Raw genomic sequence first — 18,025 nt, 5'->3', positions numbered from 1 at the left:
CAAGCAAGGGTAGGCCGTCCCACTCGCTCATGCCGGCAATCATCTAAGTGTTAACGGCAAACCCCTGACCAAGCGCAACCCGTCGACACGGTCACGCCGATTAGCGCGGTTCTAAGGGGATGTCTGCTAAGCCGCACGCTTAGGCCGGATCGGCATCCCACAGCACGGGCTCTTGTGCCTTCCAAGCGCGGTTCAGCTCTTGAGCGGCCATCGCCCCACCGATCAGCAGACAGGTCGCCACAAGCGGAACCGTCGCCGCCAGGCCGTATCCGCTTGCCCCGCCGATCGCAACACCGAGGGGCACGGCGATCAGCGTAGCACCGGCCAGCCAGATCCACTTGGGAACGTTGTACGCCACCAAGAAACAGCAGGGGATGACCACCAAGGTAAGCAACGTAGCGAACGCGAGGCCAAACACCACGGCCCCCGTGAGTGGCTGCCAGAACTCGGCCCCCCCCGAAACGTTCAACAGCAGCGGCAGCAGGCCGCCACAGGTGGTGATCGTCGTCAGCAGCACCGGCCGGAGTCGATTGATGCCCGACTCGATCAGCGCCTCTTTCACCGAAAGGCCACGGGTGCGGGCCTGATTGGCAAAATCGACCAGCACGATCGCGTCGTTCACCACGATGCCGGTAAGGCTTACCAAGCCGATAAAGGTGGCGAGGCTAAACGGGAAACCGGTCGCCCACATGCCGAGTACGACTCCGATAAACGACAGCGGGACAGCCCCCATGACGATCATGCTCTGGCGAAAACTATTGAACTGCACCACTAAGATCGCGGCAATCAGCACAACGGCAATCACCATGCTCCACAGCAGGTAGCCGAAGTTCTTATCACGCTCGTCGTTCTCGCCGGTGAACTCGGCCTGGAGTCCTTCGGCAAGGCTCGCCGTCTCGCCGACAAAGTTCTTGCTAAAACCTTCGATGGTTTTCTCAGCGCCCAGTACGCCGACAAACCCTAGCTCGGGCAGCACTTCTTTCGCGAGCACCTCAAAAACGTCGGAAGGCGTGACCGGATCATCAACGTTGCACTTGGCGACAACGGCCCGGCTGCGATCGTAGCGGTTGATCGAGAACAAGCCCGTCTCACGCCGCAACTCAGCGAGCGAGCCGATCGTTGTTTTCTGGCCCGACGTGCTGGTCAGCATCAGCCGTCCCAGGTCGGCCGGGTTACGCTGGTACTGTTCCGCTAACTGGATACGCAGATCAACGTCTTCATCGTCTAGTGTAATTTGGATTCGGTTGTCGCCGGCGATCGCAATCTGCACCGCCTCCGCCACCTGGACATCGGTCATGCCGAACAGGCCGATAATGTCCGACCGGGGCTCGATCACTAGCTCGGGGCTATCGGGACGATAGTCGGTCGACACGTCGACCGTCCCGTTTAAGCCGCTGAGGCGCGCCGTGATGCGGGTGGCGATCTGACCAAGCTGATCAAGGTCTTTACCGGTCAACCTGACGGCGACTTCGGCACCACCGGGAGGGCCATCCTCCACTTCCTCAACGGTAAACTTCATGCCGGGCAATGGGCGGATATTCTCGCGCAGGTAGTTGATCACCTCCGACTGCGTTACCGCCCGGTCCATTGGCGGACCAAGCTCAACCTGCACCTGGCCGAACTCAGGCCCCGCAGCAGCATCTTCATCAACCCGCATCGCCAACGCGCCGGATGAACCGACCGAGGTCACATAGTGGCGCAACACACCGGTGTCGCGCCAGCGTTCAAGGGGCTCGACAATCACGCGCGAAGCGGCGAGGGTCTGGTCCACGCTGTAACCCAGCGGCAGCTCGTACTTGACGATAAACTGCCCGCGGTCGCTCGCCGGAAAGAAATTGAATCCGAGATACGCCACTAAGGCCTTCGCGCCCCAGCAGGCCAGCAGCACCCAAATCAGAACAAAGCCGCGGTTGTCCAACGAAAACCGCAAGGCTTTGGCGTAGCTACGTGTGAAAAAGTCGAGCTTGGGCCGGGTCCGTGTCAGCGCAGCGCCGCCCGGCTTGGCAGCCAGCTCGGGCGGAACGGGCCGCTTGCGATACCACCGCGCAGCGAGCGTCGGAATGATGAAGTGGTCCACAACGATTGAGCCGATGAGCGCCACGCTGACGACCTTCGGCATGACGCTCATGAAGTCGCCCATGATGCCCGGCACGAGCAACATCGGCAGGAACGCGGCCACGGTGGTGAGGTCGGCCGCAATCACCGGGATGCCCACCTCCGCGATACCAACCTTGGCGGCTTCGATCGGTTCTTCGCCACGCTCGATGTGGCGGTGAATGTTCTCGGCGACAATGATGGCGCCATCGACCACCATGCCTAGAACCAAGATGAAGCTGAACACCACCATGTTCGAGACCGGCACGCCCGTGAAGAACAGGAACACCAACGCAACCGCCATGCTGAAGGGGATCGCGAGCAACACGAGCACCGAGATGCGTAGCCCCATGCTCCAGGCAAGAATCACGAGCACCAGCATCGCGCCAAAGATGGCGCTCGATCCCAGCACACGAAACATCACCCAAATCTCGGCCGACGAATCGCGGGTGGTGTTGAATTGCAGCTCGGGATACTGCTGATCGAGCGAGGCGACCATCGCCTTGACCGCCCGTGCGGCACCGAGCGTATTCACGCCGGCCTCTTTGTTGACGATCAGCGTTGCCCCCGCACGGCCATCGAACTCGGCCATATTCAGCACACGCCGATAGCCGTCGATCACGTCCGCCACGTCCTTGACCCGCACCACACGCCCGTCGTCGCTACGAACCACCGCCTCGGCGATGTCGTCAACGCCGCGTAGCTTCGTTTCGTTACGCACCTGGCGGTCGAACTCAGCCGTGCGGAACGCACCGGCTGGCAACTCGGCGTGAAAGGCAGCCAGCGATTGACGCAAAGCCGCGAGCGTAACACCGTACTCTTCGGCGAGGTCGGGATTGACGTTAACCTGAATCTCGCGCTCTTTGCCGCCGAAAAGCTGGGTGTTTGCCACACCATCGACCGTCTCGATCCGATCTTGAACGTCCTCCGCGATCGTTTTGAGTGTCCGCTCGTCGAACCCCTCCGGAGGCGTGATTGTCACGAGCATCAGCGGCATGTTCTCGAAATCGACATCCGTGATGTACGGCTGAACCTCGCGCCCCGCGGGCAGCTCGTTGCGGATCCTGTCGATCAGGTCCTTTACCTCGCGACGTCCTTCGTCCGGCGTGACGCCGTCGAGGAACACGATCTGCGTGACCGATGACCCGCGCATGCTTGTCGAGGCAATAAAGTCCACGCTCTGAAGTTCGGTCAGGGCGTCTTCGACTTTGCGAACGATCTCGCTCTCAGCCTCGGAGGGCTGAGCGTCCGGATACGGAATCGCGACAAGCACCACGGCCTTGGTGATCGCCGGGCCCAGCTGCACCGGCGTGAAAACCGCCGCGTAAAGCGCGCAGAGCATCACCAGCAGCGTCATCACGGTGACCAGCCGCGGGCGATCAATGGCGGCGTTGCTGATCTTCATAGCAGTAGATGCTGGGAGCTAAGACGGAGGGCAACAATCAGCGGACCGCGAAACCGAATACTGTACCGCACGTCAGTTCAACCGCGACGCGCTGGTTTCGGCGACTTCGGCCGGGGAATCCGGCGCGGCTTCTTCACCATTCAGAGCAACCACCCGCACGGGTTGTCCGTCTCGTAGGCGATGCTGGCCACGGAGCACCACGTTGTCAAAGTGGGCGGTAGAGGCAGGGATCACGATCGTGTCTCCCTGGTCGATATAGTCGCTCAGCTCAATACGGCGGGCCCGATAGGCACTTGCCTGACCAATATCCCAGAACATCACGTCGAGGCTCTCATCGACTGTATCGGTTGAATACAGATAAGTCTTACTCTCGCGGAAGATCACCGCAGCCTCGGGAGCGCGATACGCGAGAACGCGATCGGTGACAACATTCGCGGTCGCAACCATGCCGGGCCTGAGCAGGCCATCATCGTTGGGAATAAACACCTCGACCTCGAACAGACCGGTCGCGGGCTCGGCGAGCTGGGCGATGCGGTAGACCTCCGCGTCGATAGACGGCCAGGGCCTGCCGTAAACATCCAGACTTTCTAGCTGCACGCGCGCACGGAAGATGGCGTCTTCGCCCGTGGCACCGCTAGCGATCGCGTCACGCACTTTCCGGCGGCGCACTTCGAGCTCGCGGACCCGAGCCTCGGGGACGTTCAGCACGAGCCGCAAACGGTCATTCTCAACCACTTCGAAGATGGTCGCATGGGCGTTGACCGACTCGCCCGACTCGACCATCCGTCGCGAGATCGATCCGGTAACCGGTGAATAGAGGGTGGCGTCTTCCAGGTTCTTTAGCGCGATCTCGCGGGCGGCGCGGGTGAGGGTCGCCTGGGTCAGATCGTTCTGGTAGTCCGACTCGGCTAACGCGCCAGGGCTGAGTTGACGCAACCGCTCGCTGCGTTTCAGATCCGAAGCCGCCAACTCGAGGTTCGCAGCAGCTTCGCTCAACCGTGCGCGGAAGATCCGGTCATCGAGCTGCGCGAGCAGCTGCCCCGCTTCGACCGGGTCACCGTCGTCCAGCGGCTTGCCCTCGGCGTTCTCGCCCAACTGTGCGACACGTCCGCCAATCTCGAACCCGAGCGAATAGGTTTCCCAAGGACGGATCTTGCCGCTGTACTTTACCGTGATGTCGCACAGCTCGGCCCGGATGGGCGCAACGTAAACGGCCATCCGGGCCGTAGCCACTCCGGCAGGCTGCCGCACGCCCGCAGCGGCGTCGAGGGCCGTTGGATCCGTGTTGGGCCGGCTGACCCACCACATCACGAAAGCAGCGACCGCCGTCAGCGCCGTCAGAAACCCGTAGCGGCCGAGCCGCAACGCCCATCGTGTCATCGTTTGTTCCGCTAGCCTCGTGGAGGTCCGTAGAGATCGTTATCGGTCTTTGCATACAAGCGGCGGGGCTACCTCTGATTTCATCGTCCCGCCGAATATTGCCAGCAGAGAAATGCTAAATAACCCCCCGAGCAGCTCGTTATCTGCGTAATCATTTCCTGTCGTATGGTAGGCGGCTCCCATCTCCTCAGCAACGCGAGGCACTCTGCGGCAATCGGTCGCCCATCGGCGTCCCGAGTGTTTCTCATTGTGCTGATAGCTTCTCACTGGCCGGAACTGGCGGTTTTTGTCACGTTCAGCCCGCCATCCAGAGCGCTAATCCGAACGACAATCCGTTAAACAGAGCGTGCATCGCCACGCAGGGCATCAGGCGATGCGTCTGGCGATAGACGTAGCCGATCACGAGGCCGAACACGCCCAGAGCGATCGGAGCATAGCCCTGCCCTTGGTGGGCCAAGGCGAAGAGCGCCGCGCTGGTTATCAGGGGCCACCAGGCCGTCCGGCGAGCGAATCGTTCGAGCCACCCTTGCAGCAGTACCCGGTAAGCAAATTCCTCCATCAGGGGGGCCACGACAACAGCCAGCCACGCGGCGGAGAGTTTCTGAGTGAGCGAAGCAGCAGCGAGCGCTTCGAGCATCGGATGCGAGGCGTCGAGTTCCAAACCGTTCACCACGAGTCCCTGCACCCCATACACCAACGGCAGCGCCGCCAGGCAGGCTGCCATTCCCAGCAGAGCGTCGCGCAGCAACGAGCGCTCGCCGACCGCGGGCATTCCAAAGTCACTGCGGCTTGTCGTCTGGTGAGAACTCACCACGAGCACCGCGAGAAAAATAAATCCTAAGTAGGCTCCCGTAACCGTTGCCGCATCCGCGATATCAACGGGCCGTGGGTCGGGAGCAACCTCGCCGCGCGATGCCAGCGTGAGGAGCGGCATCGCCGTGAGCAGCAGCGGCAGGCCAACCGCTGCCGGCCCCCACGGCACACGACGACGGCGACGCCAGTCGATTGCCGAACCGCCGCGGGCCCCGCGAACCAACACGCCCGCCCAGAGCAGCAGGCTCATCGAAAAGAGCAAAAGCACGATCGCCGCCAGAGCAGGCGACTCGGCGGCGGGCGGGTCCATCGGCTAGTGCTGCCCCTCTGCACGCGTGGCAAACCGCCAAGCGGCAATCCCGTACGTAACGCCTGACCAGACGGTGAGCACCACCGTGGCCACGACAAACGAGTCCACCACGGTCCACGCTTGCGGGCTCCAGGTGAGCCACGGTCCCGGCCATCGCATCCCCGCCAGCCCCGCGCTCTGCAAGAGACAAAGCCCCGCGGTGATGCATTGCACTGCCATCTTGGCTTTACCAAGCCAGACCGCCGAGAAGTCGCCCCCGGCCCCTTCAACAAAGCTACGGAGCCCCGTCACCACCAACTCGCGTGCCAAGACCAGCACCGCAACCCATGGCGGCACGTCGGAATCAGGCATCGTCGCGAGATAGACGAAGACACCGCAAATGAGCAGCTTATCCGCCAGCGGATCGAGCACCCGGCCCAGCTTGGTTATCGGGCCCCAGCGACGGGCCCAGTAGCCGTCAGCCCAATCGGTTGCCGCGGCAAGGATAAACAGGACTAGCCCCGCCGCGATCGCGCCAAACGACAAACAGGCAAAGCACGCGATGGTAGCCACCAGCCGCGCGACGGTGATCTGGTTGGGCACGTCGGCGAGCGAACCGACCGGGGGCTCCGTGTTCTCCGCCGGCAAGTTGGCGGTCCGCGGCACAGGATCAGAGGGCATGCGAGATCGGGGCTTGCGAATGGCGGCACCGATCGGCCCCGCTAGCCAAGGGAACCGACCACTCGTGCGCGGCAGGGCTAGCGGGGTTCACCGACGGCGACGGTGACCAAGTCGTAATCGTTACGGGCAACCACTTCGCAAGCGACCAAATCGCCCGGTTTGAGGCCCTCGCCCGTCACGTAAGCCACGCAGTCGACGTCCGGCGCGTCGGCCTCGGTCCGACCGATCCACGCCGAGTCTTCTCCTGGCACGCGGCTATCGATCAAGACATCGATCGTGCGGCCCACCTTCGAGTCGGCGTCGGCGAACGCAAGCTGCTGCTGAAGCTCCATCAGCACGTCACGCCGCTCGGCCTTGACCTCTTCGGGCAGATGGTTGGGCAACCGGGCCGCCGGGGTATCGGGCTCGAGCGAGTAAGTGAAGACCCCCAGCCGCTCGAAGCGTGACTCCTCAACAAAGTCGCACAGCTCGGCAAAGTCGGCATCGGTCTCGCCAGGGAAGCCCGTGATGAAGGTTGTCCGCAGCGTCAGCCCGGGGATCCGCTCACGCAGCTTGTGGATCAGCTCGCGCGTCGGCCCCGAGGAAACGCGCCGCTGCATCCGCTTGAGCATGCGGTCGCTGGCGTGCTGGAGTGGCATGTCCAGATAGGGCACGATCCGCTCGCTCGCCGCGATCGCGTTGATCAACTCATCGCTAAAGTACATCGGATACAGGTACATCAGCCGTATCCAGTCAAAACCTTCGATCTTTTCAAGCTCGGCCAGCAGTTCCACCAACCGTGGCTCGCCGTAGAGGTCCATGCCGTAGTAGGTCGTGTCTTGAGCAACCACCACCAGCTCGCGTACGCCGTCGGACGCCAGCTGCTTTGCCTCGGCGATCACTTCTTCGATCGGCTTGGTGGCGTGCTTGCCACGCATCTTGGGGATCGCGCAGAACGTGCACAGCCGATCGCAACCTTCGCTAATCTTTAGATACGCGAAGTGACGCGGCGTGATCCGCATGCGGCCTGTGTCAGGTAACGGCCGCGCCGGAGCCGGATGGAAAACCAACCGCTGCTCTTCAAGGCCCCCCAGCAACCGATCCGCGACGCGGGTCACCTCGTCACGACCGAAAACCCCGACAAGGTGGTCGATATCGGGCCGTTCTTCGAGCAACGCCTGCTGCTGACGCTCGGCAAGGCAACCGCTAACGATCACCCCGCGCAGGTCGCCCGCGCGTTTCAGCGCAAGCATCTCATCGATCGCGGCAAACGATTCGTTACGCGCGGCCTCGATGAACCCGCAGGTGTTGACGATCGCGAAGTCAGCCTTCGTCGGATCATCGATCAACTCATAACCATCGAGCTGAAGCAGACCGAGCATCCGCTCGCTATCGACCGTGTTCTTGGGGCACCCAAGGCTGATGAACGCGTAGCGTCCTTTTGCAGCCTGAGCAAGTTGCAGATTGTCGGTAAAAGTCGCGGCCAACGCGGGCGCCTCGCGTGATTACTAAGAGAAATCGTGAGCCCCCTATCTTCACGCTGCTCGCGTCGCTGAACAAGCCTTGTTACGGCGGGGTTCTCAGAAGAATCCGGGCGGAGGGTTCCCGTGACACAGGCAGAAACCATCGTGTTGCCCAATCGCGACGATTAATCGGGGAGTTGCTTGCATCATGACGAGGTCCTGATAAACTGTTCGCCTGTACACTAAACCCGCGGATCTCCGGAACTTTGCGCTATGCTCGCCGATGTCTCGCCCGAAGAAATGCGCCGTGCCCTGGATCGTGTCGCCGAGGATTTACTCTGGGAGGCGGCGGTGGATCGCCCGCCGGTTGATGCCTTCCGGGTTGCTCACGAGCTGGGCCTCAGAGTGATCCGCGACGAGCGAATCGCCGAGCGTGGCCGGTTTGTGCGGGGGGTCGGTACGGCCCACGGAGCCGTGGTGCTCGGTGCCGAGGCTCGCCCCGAACGCCGCCACTGGGCGGTCGCGCATGAAGTGGGCGAGGCTTTTTGCCATCGGCTGTTCGAGCTGGTCGGCGCGGATCCGCTCGAAGCCGGGGTCCTGCGTGAGGAGGCTGCCAACGCCCTGGCGGGGCGGCTGCTGGTGCCCCGCCGCTGGTTGGCCCGCGTTTACCTGGACACCAATCACAATCTGTTCCACACAAAGCAGGTTTTCGCAACCGCCAGCCATGAGCTGATCGCCCGCCGGCTGATCGAAGCGCTCGACGAGCCGCTGGTTGTGTCGCTTTTTGATCACGACCAACTCGTGTGGCGGCGGAGCACAGCCGTGGGCACCAAACTGCCTCTGCTACGCAGCGAGCGGCTCGGCCAACGTCGCGCACACCTGTTGGGGCAACCCGTTTTGCTGGATGCAGCGGCCACCGACAGCCCGCTCTTACGTAGCGCGATCGTGCGGTGCTGGCCGATCCACGAACCCGGCTGGAAGCGCGAGATCCTGTTTACCGAGTTGGGTGACGGGCTCGACCTCGACCTGCCCGACGACACCTACCACGAACCGTTTCAGCCCGATCACGAGAGCTGGGCCGCGTGAACGGTTTTTGGCGGTCCGCCTTAAGCTGCGTGGAACAGAATCTCATCCCGCGCCGACGGTACCAAAGCGGCTGCGTCGAGCGTTGCGAGTAGCTCGTCCCGTTCATAGGGTTTGCCAAAAACGGAGGTCGCTCCCAGCATCGTGGCAGCCGCAACGGTCTCGGGACGTGGAAAGTCGAGCAGCGTGATGAGTGGCACGTCGCATGCGACGAGACGCTTAAAGCGGGCAAGTGCTGCTGCTTCCGCCCCGCATAGCTGTCGGCCCTCCCACAACGCGGCGTCAACGGACTCGCCCTGCCAGCGGCGTCGGCAAATAACCCGCCAGCCTTCGGCGGCCAAGCTGTCCGACAGTGTGCGGATTGTCTCGGTATGGACTGAATCAACCAGCAGCGTGCGTTCGCGCGGCTTCTCTGTGCTGGGCGACAAAAAAGAATTTGGCGACACGCTCGGATAGGCGGTCGTCCACCATGACGACCAACGATGCCAAAAGACCCGCTCGTATCCGTCGAGCACACGCCCCGTGCGTTGTTCGCCCTCGCACCACGGCCCCAGCAATTGGACAAATCGGGTTGCCGGAAAACTCTCAGGCAACGTCGCCAAGTCGCTAGCATCGGCGAGCGGCAGCGCGCGCGCGAGGATCGCCAACGCGGGTTGCCGGCGCTCAATCTGGTGGGCGAACTCCCAGCGGTCGGGCACCTTGTTCGCGTACATCGGTCGCGCTGGTCCGCCAATGGCTGTCCTGGGGGCAAGCGACCGGGTCGGTGCCAGCACCGTAGTTTGACCGTGGAGCCCATCGTCCAGAACAACCGTGACAACCACGCCTGGGTGGCTTGCCGTAGGATCACTTGTCGGTCGCGTAGGGGGGCTCTCTGTGTGGCCTGTTAAAGGGGTGGCAAAGAGGCCAGAGAGCGTTTTGAGGCCATTCGGCGGTGTCGGCGGTGAGGACGGTGACGGCATAGGCGGGAGCGTACCTGCGACATCGGTTTCACCGCCACACCAACCCATGCCGACGCTGCAAGCCGCTATCGCCGGCTTGAAAATCGCCTTGACGCTTGAGGGCAATTCCAAGACGCTCCGCCCGCCCTGCCCAAGGATGGACAGGACGACCCGCCGCGGATCGCGGCGTACCGATTCCGGCAAGGAGGCCGGCCTGCCGTGACGTCCAACGGTTCCCCCCCCCTTCGTCTGCGACTGTTGCTGCCTGACGCCCAGGTTTTCCCGGCGTCGGCGGATCCCGTCGCATCGACGATCTGCGACCAGGCCACCGCAATCCGTCCGGGTGACGTCTATGTCCACCTCGACGGCTTTGACTGCATCGGAGCGGTCCAAGCGGCCGAGCGGGGCGCGGCTGCCGTTATCACCGAAAGGCTGCTGCCCGAGGTTCCGGCCCCGCAACTGATCGTGGCGGATTGCTGGGAAGCGAGGCGTGTGCTTGCCGCCGCAGCTCGTGAGGAAGCCAGCCAAACCAGTCAACAGCGTACCGGACCGCATGTCATCACCGTGGCAGCGTCCTATCCCAATGACCAAACGGCTACGCTGATCGCCACGATCTTGACCATGGCGGGGCAAACCACGGCCCTCCGAACCGACCAAGTCGACGACGACGGCCAAACGTGCTCGCCACTGAGCGACAACAATCGCCCTTCGATCGGTGACTGGTTCGGGCGGGCAACGAACAACAACGCGGCGATGACGGTGCTCGCCACCACGCGTTCCGATGGTCTGCGTGTACCTCCGCGAATCGCCTGCCTGACAGGCATCCAGCTGAACGGCCCCACAACCCAGGAACGCCGCGCCCGCACGGCGGCGGCACTCGGCGCGTTATCGCGTGACACGATTCTTGTCGCGAACGCCGACGACGCCGAATGCATGCGGATAGCCGCACAGCACACCGGCCCGCTGCTCACGTTTGGCTCCGCGGCCCACGCTGATGTCCGCATCGTTGTTAACACGGAACACACGGCGGGACAGCGCGTGCTGGCAACCGCTTCGGGCCACACCGCGGCCCTCGACCTGGATCGCCCCGGTTCACAACGACGCCGCGAAGGCGGCGCAGCGTTGGCAGTTGCCGTGGCGCTGGGACTTGAGCTTGCTCCGACAGCCCGGTCGCTCTCGATTGCTCCCGACCCGATGCAGCACCTGCAACGGCAGGCTCCCGCGGACGGGGTCATTGTGCTAACCGACTGTGCGCGTCACCCGACGCACCTGCGCGAGACACTGGTTAGCGCCGATCAGCTCACCACCGGCCGCGTCATTGTCGTGGCCGAGTTGTCCGAGCGTATCAACCGCGCCGAGCAACAACTGACGGTTCTTGAGGCGTTGGCAGACCGGTCGTTCACGGTCGGTCGCGCCGAAGGGCTCACGCTGGCCGATCCACGGGTTACCGCGGTCGCTGACCGCGAGAGCGCGATCGCGATCGCATTGGGCCTCGCCGATGAAGGCGATGTGGTGGTCCTTGCGGGGGCCACCCACGAATCCGCCGCGGCCGAGACCGCCTGGATCGACGCCCTGATGAGCCGCCGTCGGCAGAGCGATCAACAGCGTCGGGCCGCTTAATCGAGGCCGCGAGGTCTCACGTTTCCCTTTTTTTCAAATCACCAAGCCATTGATGGAAGCTTCATCGACGGTCGTTGCGAGATTGCGGGGTCTCGCTCGATCACCCTCCCCTGGGTAGGAGCCTTTGAGTCCACGCGCGCCGGTTACTGGGTCAATCGGCAATCGTGGGCGGTTCTCGATGAAGCTTCACAAGCTGAACGCCGGCGGCGAGCAACCGCTCACGCCGGCGTTCAGCAGACACACCGAGAGGGGCTCTTCGACGGGCCGCACAAGTCATGCACTGCGGGCACCACATCCTTTTCGCCGGCGGCGGGTCGCTGGGCTACCTATATCCGGGGCTGTCTATCGCCGCGGAGATCGAGGCGCGCTTGCCGGGCGTGCACATCTCGTTTGCCGGCGATGGTCGCCCCATCGAGCGGCACACGATCCGCTCAGCCGGATACGCCTACTCGGCGATCCCCTGCTGCCCCAAGCCCCGCTCGGCCTGGGAATCGCTCCGCTTTGTCACGGACAATGCGTTGGGCTTCTTCGCGTCGAGGTGGATGCTCAAAGAGCAAGGCGTCACGCTGGTCGTGGGACTCGGCGGGCACGCCTCGGCCCCCGTCATGCGGGCGGCCCATGGCTGGGGCCTGCCGATGGTCATGCTGGAACAGAACGCCATTCCGTCGCTTGCGGCCCGCTGGCTCGCGGGCGTTTCCGACGCCGTGTGCCTCGGATTCGAAGAGGCCCGAGCACACCTGCCCGTACAAGCCCCTGTGCGGGTGACGGGCGTCCCCGTGCGGCCCTCGTTTCAGGCCTTTGGCGAGCGTCCTTCGCGCTGCGTGGCCGATGCCGATCCGTTGCGTCAGCGCCGCCTCGTAGTGCTTGGTGGCTCTGGTGGAGCTCGCACCCTGAACGAAGCGATGCCGATCGCTGCGGCCCGCCTCGCGGGTGAGCTGGGCAACTGGCGAATCATTCACCAGACCGGCGAAGGTCAGTTGGTCGAAACCGAGCGTCGCTACCAAGAGGCGGGGATCGATGCGCTGGTGGTCACCTACATCGACGAATTGGCCGACCTGCTACGAGAAACCGACCTGGTTGTCTGCCCTGCGGGTGGTTGCACGATGGCCGAGATAGCCCTCTCAGGCACCGCCATGCTCGTGATTCCCGACACCCTATCGCGGCACGGATCGCAGATTGCTAACGCCAAGGTTTATGAGCGTCTTCAGGCGTGTCGCATCATCGATGAGACGCGGGGCACGCTCTCGGATACGATCGCCGCGGAGCTTGGGCCTTTGACAACCCAACCGGCGACGCTCGCACGCATGGCCGAGGCAGCCGCCACGCTGGTTCGACACGACGCCGCCCGATCCGTCGCTGAAGCCTGCATGGAGACCCTCGGACTGGCAACCGCACCGAAGGGCGCAGCATCCCGGCGGGCGGCCGCGGCCTAGGGCGAAAGGCCCCCCGGGCGGCCGTCGCTTGCGTGCGAGGGCAAAGGTGCGATATACACCGATCTAGCGGGCGGTGGTGCCGCCCCCTGATTGGCAGCCCGATCGACCCTTGAGCAAGCGGACCTGCTCAGCGGGTCCTGCCCGGCGGAACGGCGGTAACGCCGGGCACTACGCCTGCCCCCCCTTTCGGGCACAACGCCTCCCCCTCCTTAACGCCCCACCCTACCGCGATTCATGGCTGATTCCCCTAAGCGTATCCTGATCGTCGATGACGACGGGGAGATCATCCAAGCGCTGCGTATAGCGCTGGAGTCAAACGGCTACGAGGTGCTGGTAGCCCGCGACGGTAATCAGGGCTTGGCGCTCACCGTCCGCGAGCAGCCCGACCTGCTGCTGCTCGACATGATGATGCCCAAGCGGAGCGGCATCCTCGTGTTGGAAAAGCTCAGCCGTAGCGAAGAAGCCCATCCGCCGATCATCATGATGACGGCCAACGAAGGCAATCGCCACAAAGCCTACGCCCAAACGCTCGGCGTGGTCGATTACCTGCACAAGCCGTTTCCGATGGATCGGATGATCGACGCGGTGCGTCGCGTGTTGGGCGACCAAGAGGATTGAGTTCGGTGAGGATTGAGCTGGTCTTGGCTTGCGTTTCTCAACCGTCCAGGGCGATCGTGCGCGCTAACGGTTCCAGCACCGCCTCGATCACGTAGTTATCGAGCGCTTCGAAGCAGAGCTTGGCAAGTTCGTCAATTGCTTCGACGTAAGTCATTCCCGCTTCAAGGCTGCCATAGCGGCGGGCCGTGACATAAGCGCTGAGCTGCTCCTCTTGGTACTCGCCGGTGCGGATGTGATACGGAGAGGTGCGCGTCTCGATGGCGAGTCGCACCTGCGTACGGCAATCCTCGTCGAGCGAGATCGTTAGTGTCGGCTCGTTATTGATGAAGGTGGCCCCGGGCATTGAGGCGAACTTCTCGAAGGCGGGAGGCACGCCAAGCGCCCCCGCGACCACTTCGTTGTGATTGGCCCGACAGCTAAAATCGAACCCCACAAGCAGGTCGAGCGCTTCGCAATCCAGAGGGCTAACCGATAGCTCGTACGGAGCGAGCTCAAGCGCCCGCCGGTGCTGCTCCAGGGCCGACTCGATGCTATCCGGGTTGACGAATCCCGACGCAACACGCCGCGGCTCGATCGAGCACCAGCGATAGGCCCCCCGATCTTTGTCCTCTTCCAGCACAAAGTCGTTCTTGTCCCGGGCGTAGAAGTTCTTCATCTCCGGGTAGCGTTTCTGCATCTGCTCCGCGAAGTGGAGGATTGTCTCGCGGCTGCGGGACAACTCCATCTCGGTGTTCAGATTCATATTGAGATAGAAATCATCCGACAGCGACGCGTAGCGATTCATCGGGGCGAGCATCCTTCCGGGCGAGCAGTGTTTCTGCCGCTAGTATACGGACGGTATCGCGCGCGAGTCAAAGCGGTGGCCGATCAGGCGGCCCCCAGCACCCGCCGTTGGCGGGCCGCGGCGATCCATTGACCGACTTCCTCAAGATCGGGCCGGCTTGATCCTCGTAACGCACGCTGGCCGTCGTTCGTATCGCAAAACGCGTCCACAAACTCGAACAGATCGGCGGGCTTCATGGTGGCGATCTCTTCTGGTGTCGTGAAGCCCGAACCGACCAGCACTTGCGCATCGTGCCCTCGTAGCTCGGGAACCCGGCACACGAGGCTCGCCTGATGCTGCCAAGCAACGATCACCGTGGCATCGACCCGACGATCGTCCAGCTGTTCCGCGAGCTGGGCGGGATCGGCGTCCAGCAGCTGCCGCACCGTCGCGATACCGATCTCGGTCAGGGTTGCGGCCCGCTTCGGGCCGATCGAGGGGGCTTTTTCAATCTCGTCCGATAGTTCGAGGTAGAAGCGCGGCCCCTTGGGCTTTTCATCAGCGGCCTTCAGCCGGCCTTTCGACGAGCGTGACGACCGTTCAGAACGCCGCTCGCTGCGATCGCGGTCGTCCCGGCGACGGCGTCGCTCAATGCGGTCCGCTCGTTCCGATCCACCCTGCTGCGATACAAGGCGTTCTTCGCGGCGGATCCGCAGGGTCGAACCGCTGCCCGTCTCACCACGCCGCCGATTCAGTCGGCGATTGGCATTCTCACGGATCCGTTCGCGGCGTTCCGTGTGACACCGGGCCCAGCGCTCGGCGTAGCCGCGTGCTTGCCAGCCGGATAAGCGATCGAGCGCACGCTCGATCCAACCAGCGATCCGTTCCGACGACGAGCCATCGTTCGACCACACCGCCAGACGCTGCCGCAGCACCTCCGCGTCTGCCTCGGCCAGCTCTTCGGGCGAGTAGATCTCGGCGTCGGTTAGTTGCGTTGCGTCTTGCAGGCTCAGACCGGGCACGGTGCAAACCAACGAAAGATGGGCCTGCCACAACGAGACGAGTTCGGGGGTGACGTCGTCGCGGTCGATCTCTTCAGCCACCGCACTCGGATCCGCGAACATCAGGTCCCCGATGGTGCGGATCCGTGAGCGGGAAAACACCTCTGAACGGTCACCGAGCGGCACGGGAAAACGCTCCACCGAATCCTCCACCGACAACAGCGTGTCGCGTTTAGCGACCACCACCTGCTGAGCCGTTTCGCGGATCGGGGGCGCTTCGGCAAGCGGTGTGACAACCTTCGGCACGGGGGCCGCATGCTTCGCAGGCACCGAAACTGCCATCTCGATCTGCCGCACCTCGTGCCCCAACGAGCGGAAGCGATCCAGCGCGGCCCGTCGCTTCGTGAACAGAAAGACCTGGGCACCGCCACGGCGCAGGTCATCGAGCAGCATGGCAAGATTGGCGGCCGAGCGGTCGGAGAGGGAAACACCACCGTGCTCACTGGTGTGAGTATCGCGATGGCTTGCCGAGGCCGACTCAGGCCCAAACGGTTCGTTGATAATCAGCGGCAGCGAAACGCCGGCCGCCAAGCAGGCATCGGCCAGCGCCAGCCGTAACGCCCACAAGACCAAGTGACGCTGCTCGGGGTTCAGTGTTTCCAAACCACAGCGCTGGCCTCGCGAGGTGACCACTTCAACCGAACGACCACCGACGGCGAGGTGCAGCTCACGGAAATCGCCGTCGGAAAGTTTGGCCAGCGCCGACGAGGCCCGCAGGGTCGTGCGGCGATTCGACCTATGGGGCTGGCGGTCCCACGAACCGCCGTCAGCTAGCGCCGACTGCGCTGCTGCGAGCTGTTGCTGCAGGTCTGCCAACTCAGCCGGCGCGAGCAGCCTTGTCCGACGCTCGTTGAGATCCGTCCTGCGACTGAGCAGAGCGTCGCGCTCAGCCTGGGTGTCCGCCAACCGCGTCGCAAGTTCGGCGCGGGCTACCTCGCCCTGGCGGCGGTCGAAACCTTGGTCGAATTCTGCGCGGAGCGGCTCCTCGGCACGGGGCCGGGTGGTGCGGAGCAGCGTCTCGCGTCGTTCGAGCAGCTTATCGAGCTGCGTGCGGAGCTCGCTCCGCGAGCGATCTAGTCGTTCGGCTTCGTCGCTCAGCTCTTGCCACCGGAGGGCGGCTCCTTGTTCGCCAACAAGTCTCCGCAACCGTGCGACGTGCTCTCCGAGCGTCTCGACCAGCGGGTTGAGACGCGGATGGGCGTCGGCACAAACGCAGTGCGGTGCGCCCGACACGTGCGCAAAGCGTGCGACCTCACTCTCGAGGTCGGCAACGAGCCGTTCGGCGACCGCAACGCAGGCCCGCTGGTCGGCAAGGGCGATCTCGGGCCGAGCATCGGTCGGATGGGCTTGAGCGAGTTCGCTTCGGACGGTCGTTTGACGGCGATCTAATTCGGCGAGAGTCCGGCGCCAGCGCTCAATCTGCTGATCCAGATCATCCCGACGCGGCATAAAATCGTCCGCCGCCCGACGATCCTGGGTCTGCTCCGCAGCACGGGCTAATTCCGCGTACCGCGCACGCGATTCGCTGGCGTGGAGTTGCTGATCCAACAACGCTAGCCGACCACGCAGATCGTCCAGCTCGCTCTCGAGTCGATCGAGCGTATCGTCGATCTCGCGGAGGGTGCCTTCCAGCGTTGCGCTCTCGCGGCGTCGCTCTGAAAGCAGCGTCTCGATGCGGGCAGCGATCGCGTCGCGTTCCGCGGCCAATCGGGAACGATCGTCGGCTTCGCGTCCGGGCACCGCCGTAATGACGGGGCTGCCCAGCAGATTACGGATCGCTGTTGCTACGCGTGGCGAAAGCAACCGAGCCAACGCATGATCCACGGGACGCAAGCGCGGGCAAAAAATCTCGGCGATCACCTCGACCGGTGCCCCGGCTCGCCACGGATCAACCGCTGTTAAACCTGTGCCGCTCGGCGCTGTGCCCGATGCGATCGTGAGACGAGCCGTTTGCGGCTCACCCCTCCGTCGCAGGGTTGCTTCGGATCGCCCCTGACGAACAACAGCTTGTCCCTCGCGCCAGCCGCCGGTGTCGTCCTGAGCATCGCGCCAGCCGAGCACCAGATGCGCGAGCAATCCCGCGGCAGAAGCGCGCTCGAGCGCGTCGCCAGCCACGACGTTCAACCCCGGCGAGAGTCGGTCCAGCCGCCATGCGCGCTGGGTAGGACCCTCGTAGGCTTCGAGTCCGATTACGGTCATCGCTGTTCTCTCCACCTTCCCTGGTGCCCCAGATGCCAAATTGGCTCTGGTGCCTAACTGGCTGATCAATCACCGGCGTGTTGGCCCCCGAAACAACAGCAGACACGAAGGCAAACCACCATCGAGACATCTCGATGATGGCAACAAACTAGACCAGTCAGGGGAGACAGGCAACGTCAGCCGGGGGCTTAGCGTCCCAAGTTTGG

12 protein-coding genes are annotated in these 18,025 nt (G+C 63.6%); 4 read left to right on the top strand and 8 right to left on the bottom strand.

Annotated elements, in window-relative coordinates; translation table 11 throughout:
- Positions 1-139: 139 nt before the first annotated feature.
- The 5 genes from Pla111_RS02460 to rimO all read right to left on the bottom strand — a co-directional run bounded on the left by Pla111_RS02460 (position 140) and on the right by rimO (position 8,128).
- Positions 140-3,499: an efflux RND transporter permease subunit gene (locus tag Pla111_RS02460; protein ID WP_146571015.1), complete on the bottom strand. Its 3,360-nt coding sequence runs from the start codon at positions 3,497-3,499 to the stop codon at positions 140-142.
- Between the two features lie 72 nt (positions 3,500-3,571).
- A complete protein-coding gene (locus tag Pla111_RS02455; protein WP_146571013.1) occupies positions 3,572-4,879 on the bottom strand; it encodes an efflux RND transporter periplasmic adaptor subunit in 1,308 nt (435 codons plus the stop codon).
- A 295-nt stretch (positions 4,880-5,174) separates the two neighbouring features.
- On the bottom strand, positions 5,175-6,002 hold the full coding sequence (locus tag Pla111_RS02450) for a CPBP family intramembrane glutamic endopeptidase (RefSeq protein WP_146571011.1): 828 nt from the start codon (positions 6,000-6,002) through the stop codon (positions 5,175-5,177).
- A gap of 3 nt (positions 6,003-6,005) precedes the next feature.
- Positions 6,006-6,662, bottom strand: a complete 657-nt coding sequence (gene pgsA, locus Pla111_RS02445) for a CDP-diacylglycerol--glycerol-3-phosphate 3-phosphatidyltransferase (protein ID WP_146571009.1) — start codon at positions 6,660-6,662, stop codon at positions 6,006-6,008.
- 77 nt (positions 6,663-6,739) lie between these two features.
- Complete coding sequence (rimO, locus tag Pla111_RS02440) at positions 6,740-8,128, bottom strand: 30S ribosomal protein S12 methylthiotransferase RimO (protein ID WP_146571007.1); 1,389 nt, start codon at positions 8,126-8,128, stop codon at positions 6,740-6,742.
- Positions 8,129-8,377: 249 nt separating this feature from the next.
- Here rimO and Pla111_RS02435 point away from each other — a divergent pair, with 249 nt between their 5' ends.
- Positions 8,378-9,190, top strand: coding sequence for an ImmA/IrrE family metallo-endopeptidase (locus Pla111_RS02435; protein ID WP_146571006.1), 813 nt, complete (start codon positions 8,378-8,380; stop codon positions 9,188-9,190).
- Between the two features lie 20 nt (positions 9,191-9,210).
- Here the strand turns inward: Pla111_RS02435 and Pla111_RS02430 are convergent, their stop codons facing one another.
- Positions 9,211-9,900 carry a hypothetical protein gene (locus Pla111_RS02430; RefSeq protein WP_146571004.1) on the bottom strand — a complete coding sequence of 230 codons (690 nt, stop codon included), beginning with the start codon at positions 9,898-9,900 and terminating at the stop codon, positions 9,211-9,213.
- 444 nt (positions 9,901-10,344) lie between these two features.
- Between Pla111_RS02430 and Pla111_RS02425 the strand changes: the two genes are divergently transcribed.
- From Pla111_RS02425 to Pla111_RS02415, 3 genes are all read left to right on the top strand, one after another.
- Entirely contained in the window at positions 10,345-11,745 is a 1,401-nt protein-coding gene (locus Pla111_RS02425; protein WP_146571002.1) for a glutamate ligase domain-containing protein, read from the top strand.
- 275 nt (positions 11,746-12,020) lie between these two features.
- Positions 12,021-13,178 (top strand): UDP-N-acetylglucosamine--N-acetylmuramyl-(pentapeptide) pyrophosphoryl-undecaprenol N-acetylglucosamine transferase, encoded by a 1,158-nt coding sequence (locus tag Pla111_RS02420; protein ID WP_146571000.1) that lies wholly within the window; start codon positions 12,021-12,023, stop codon positions 13,176-13,178.
- Between the two features lie 234 nt (positions 13,179-13,412).
- A complete protein-coding gene (locus Pla111_RS02415) occupies positions 13,413-13,796 on the top strand; it encodes a response regulator transcription factor (protein WP_146570998.1) in 384 nt (127 codons plus the stop codon).
- A 37-nt stretch (positions 13,797-13,833) separates the two neighbouring features.
- Here Pla111_RS02415 and Pla111_RS02410 read toward each other — a convergent pair whose 3' ends face one another.
- Both Pla111_RS02410 and Pla111_RS02405 read right to left on the bottom strand, forming a co-directional pair.
- Positions 13,834-14,580: a hypothetical protein gene (locus Pla111_RS02410; RefSeq protein ID WP_146570996.1), complete on the bottom strand. Its 747-nt coding sequence runs from the start codon at positions 14,578-14,580 to the stop codon at positions 13,834-13,836.
- Positions 14,581-14,663: 83 nt separating this feature from the next.
- Positions 14,664-17,819, bottom strand: coding sequence for a DUF4332 domain-containing protein (locus Pla111_RS02405; RefSeq protein WP_146570994.1), 3,156 nt, complete (start codon positions 17,817-17,819; stop codon positions 14,664-14,666).
- Positions 17,820-18,025 lie beyond the last annotated feature (206 nt).

Source organism: Botrimarina hoheduenensis, assembly GCF_007859815.1.
GTDB lineage: Bacteria > Planctomycetota > Planctomycetia > Pirellulales > Lacipirellulaceae > Botrimarina > Botrimarina hoheduenensis.
The sequence above is the reverse complement of the archived record's forward strand: the minus strand, read 5'-3'. Positions and strand labels throughout refer to the sequence as shown.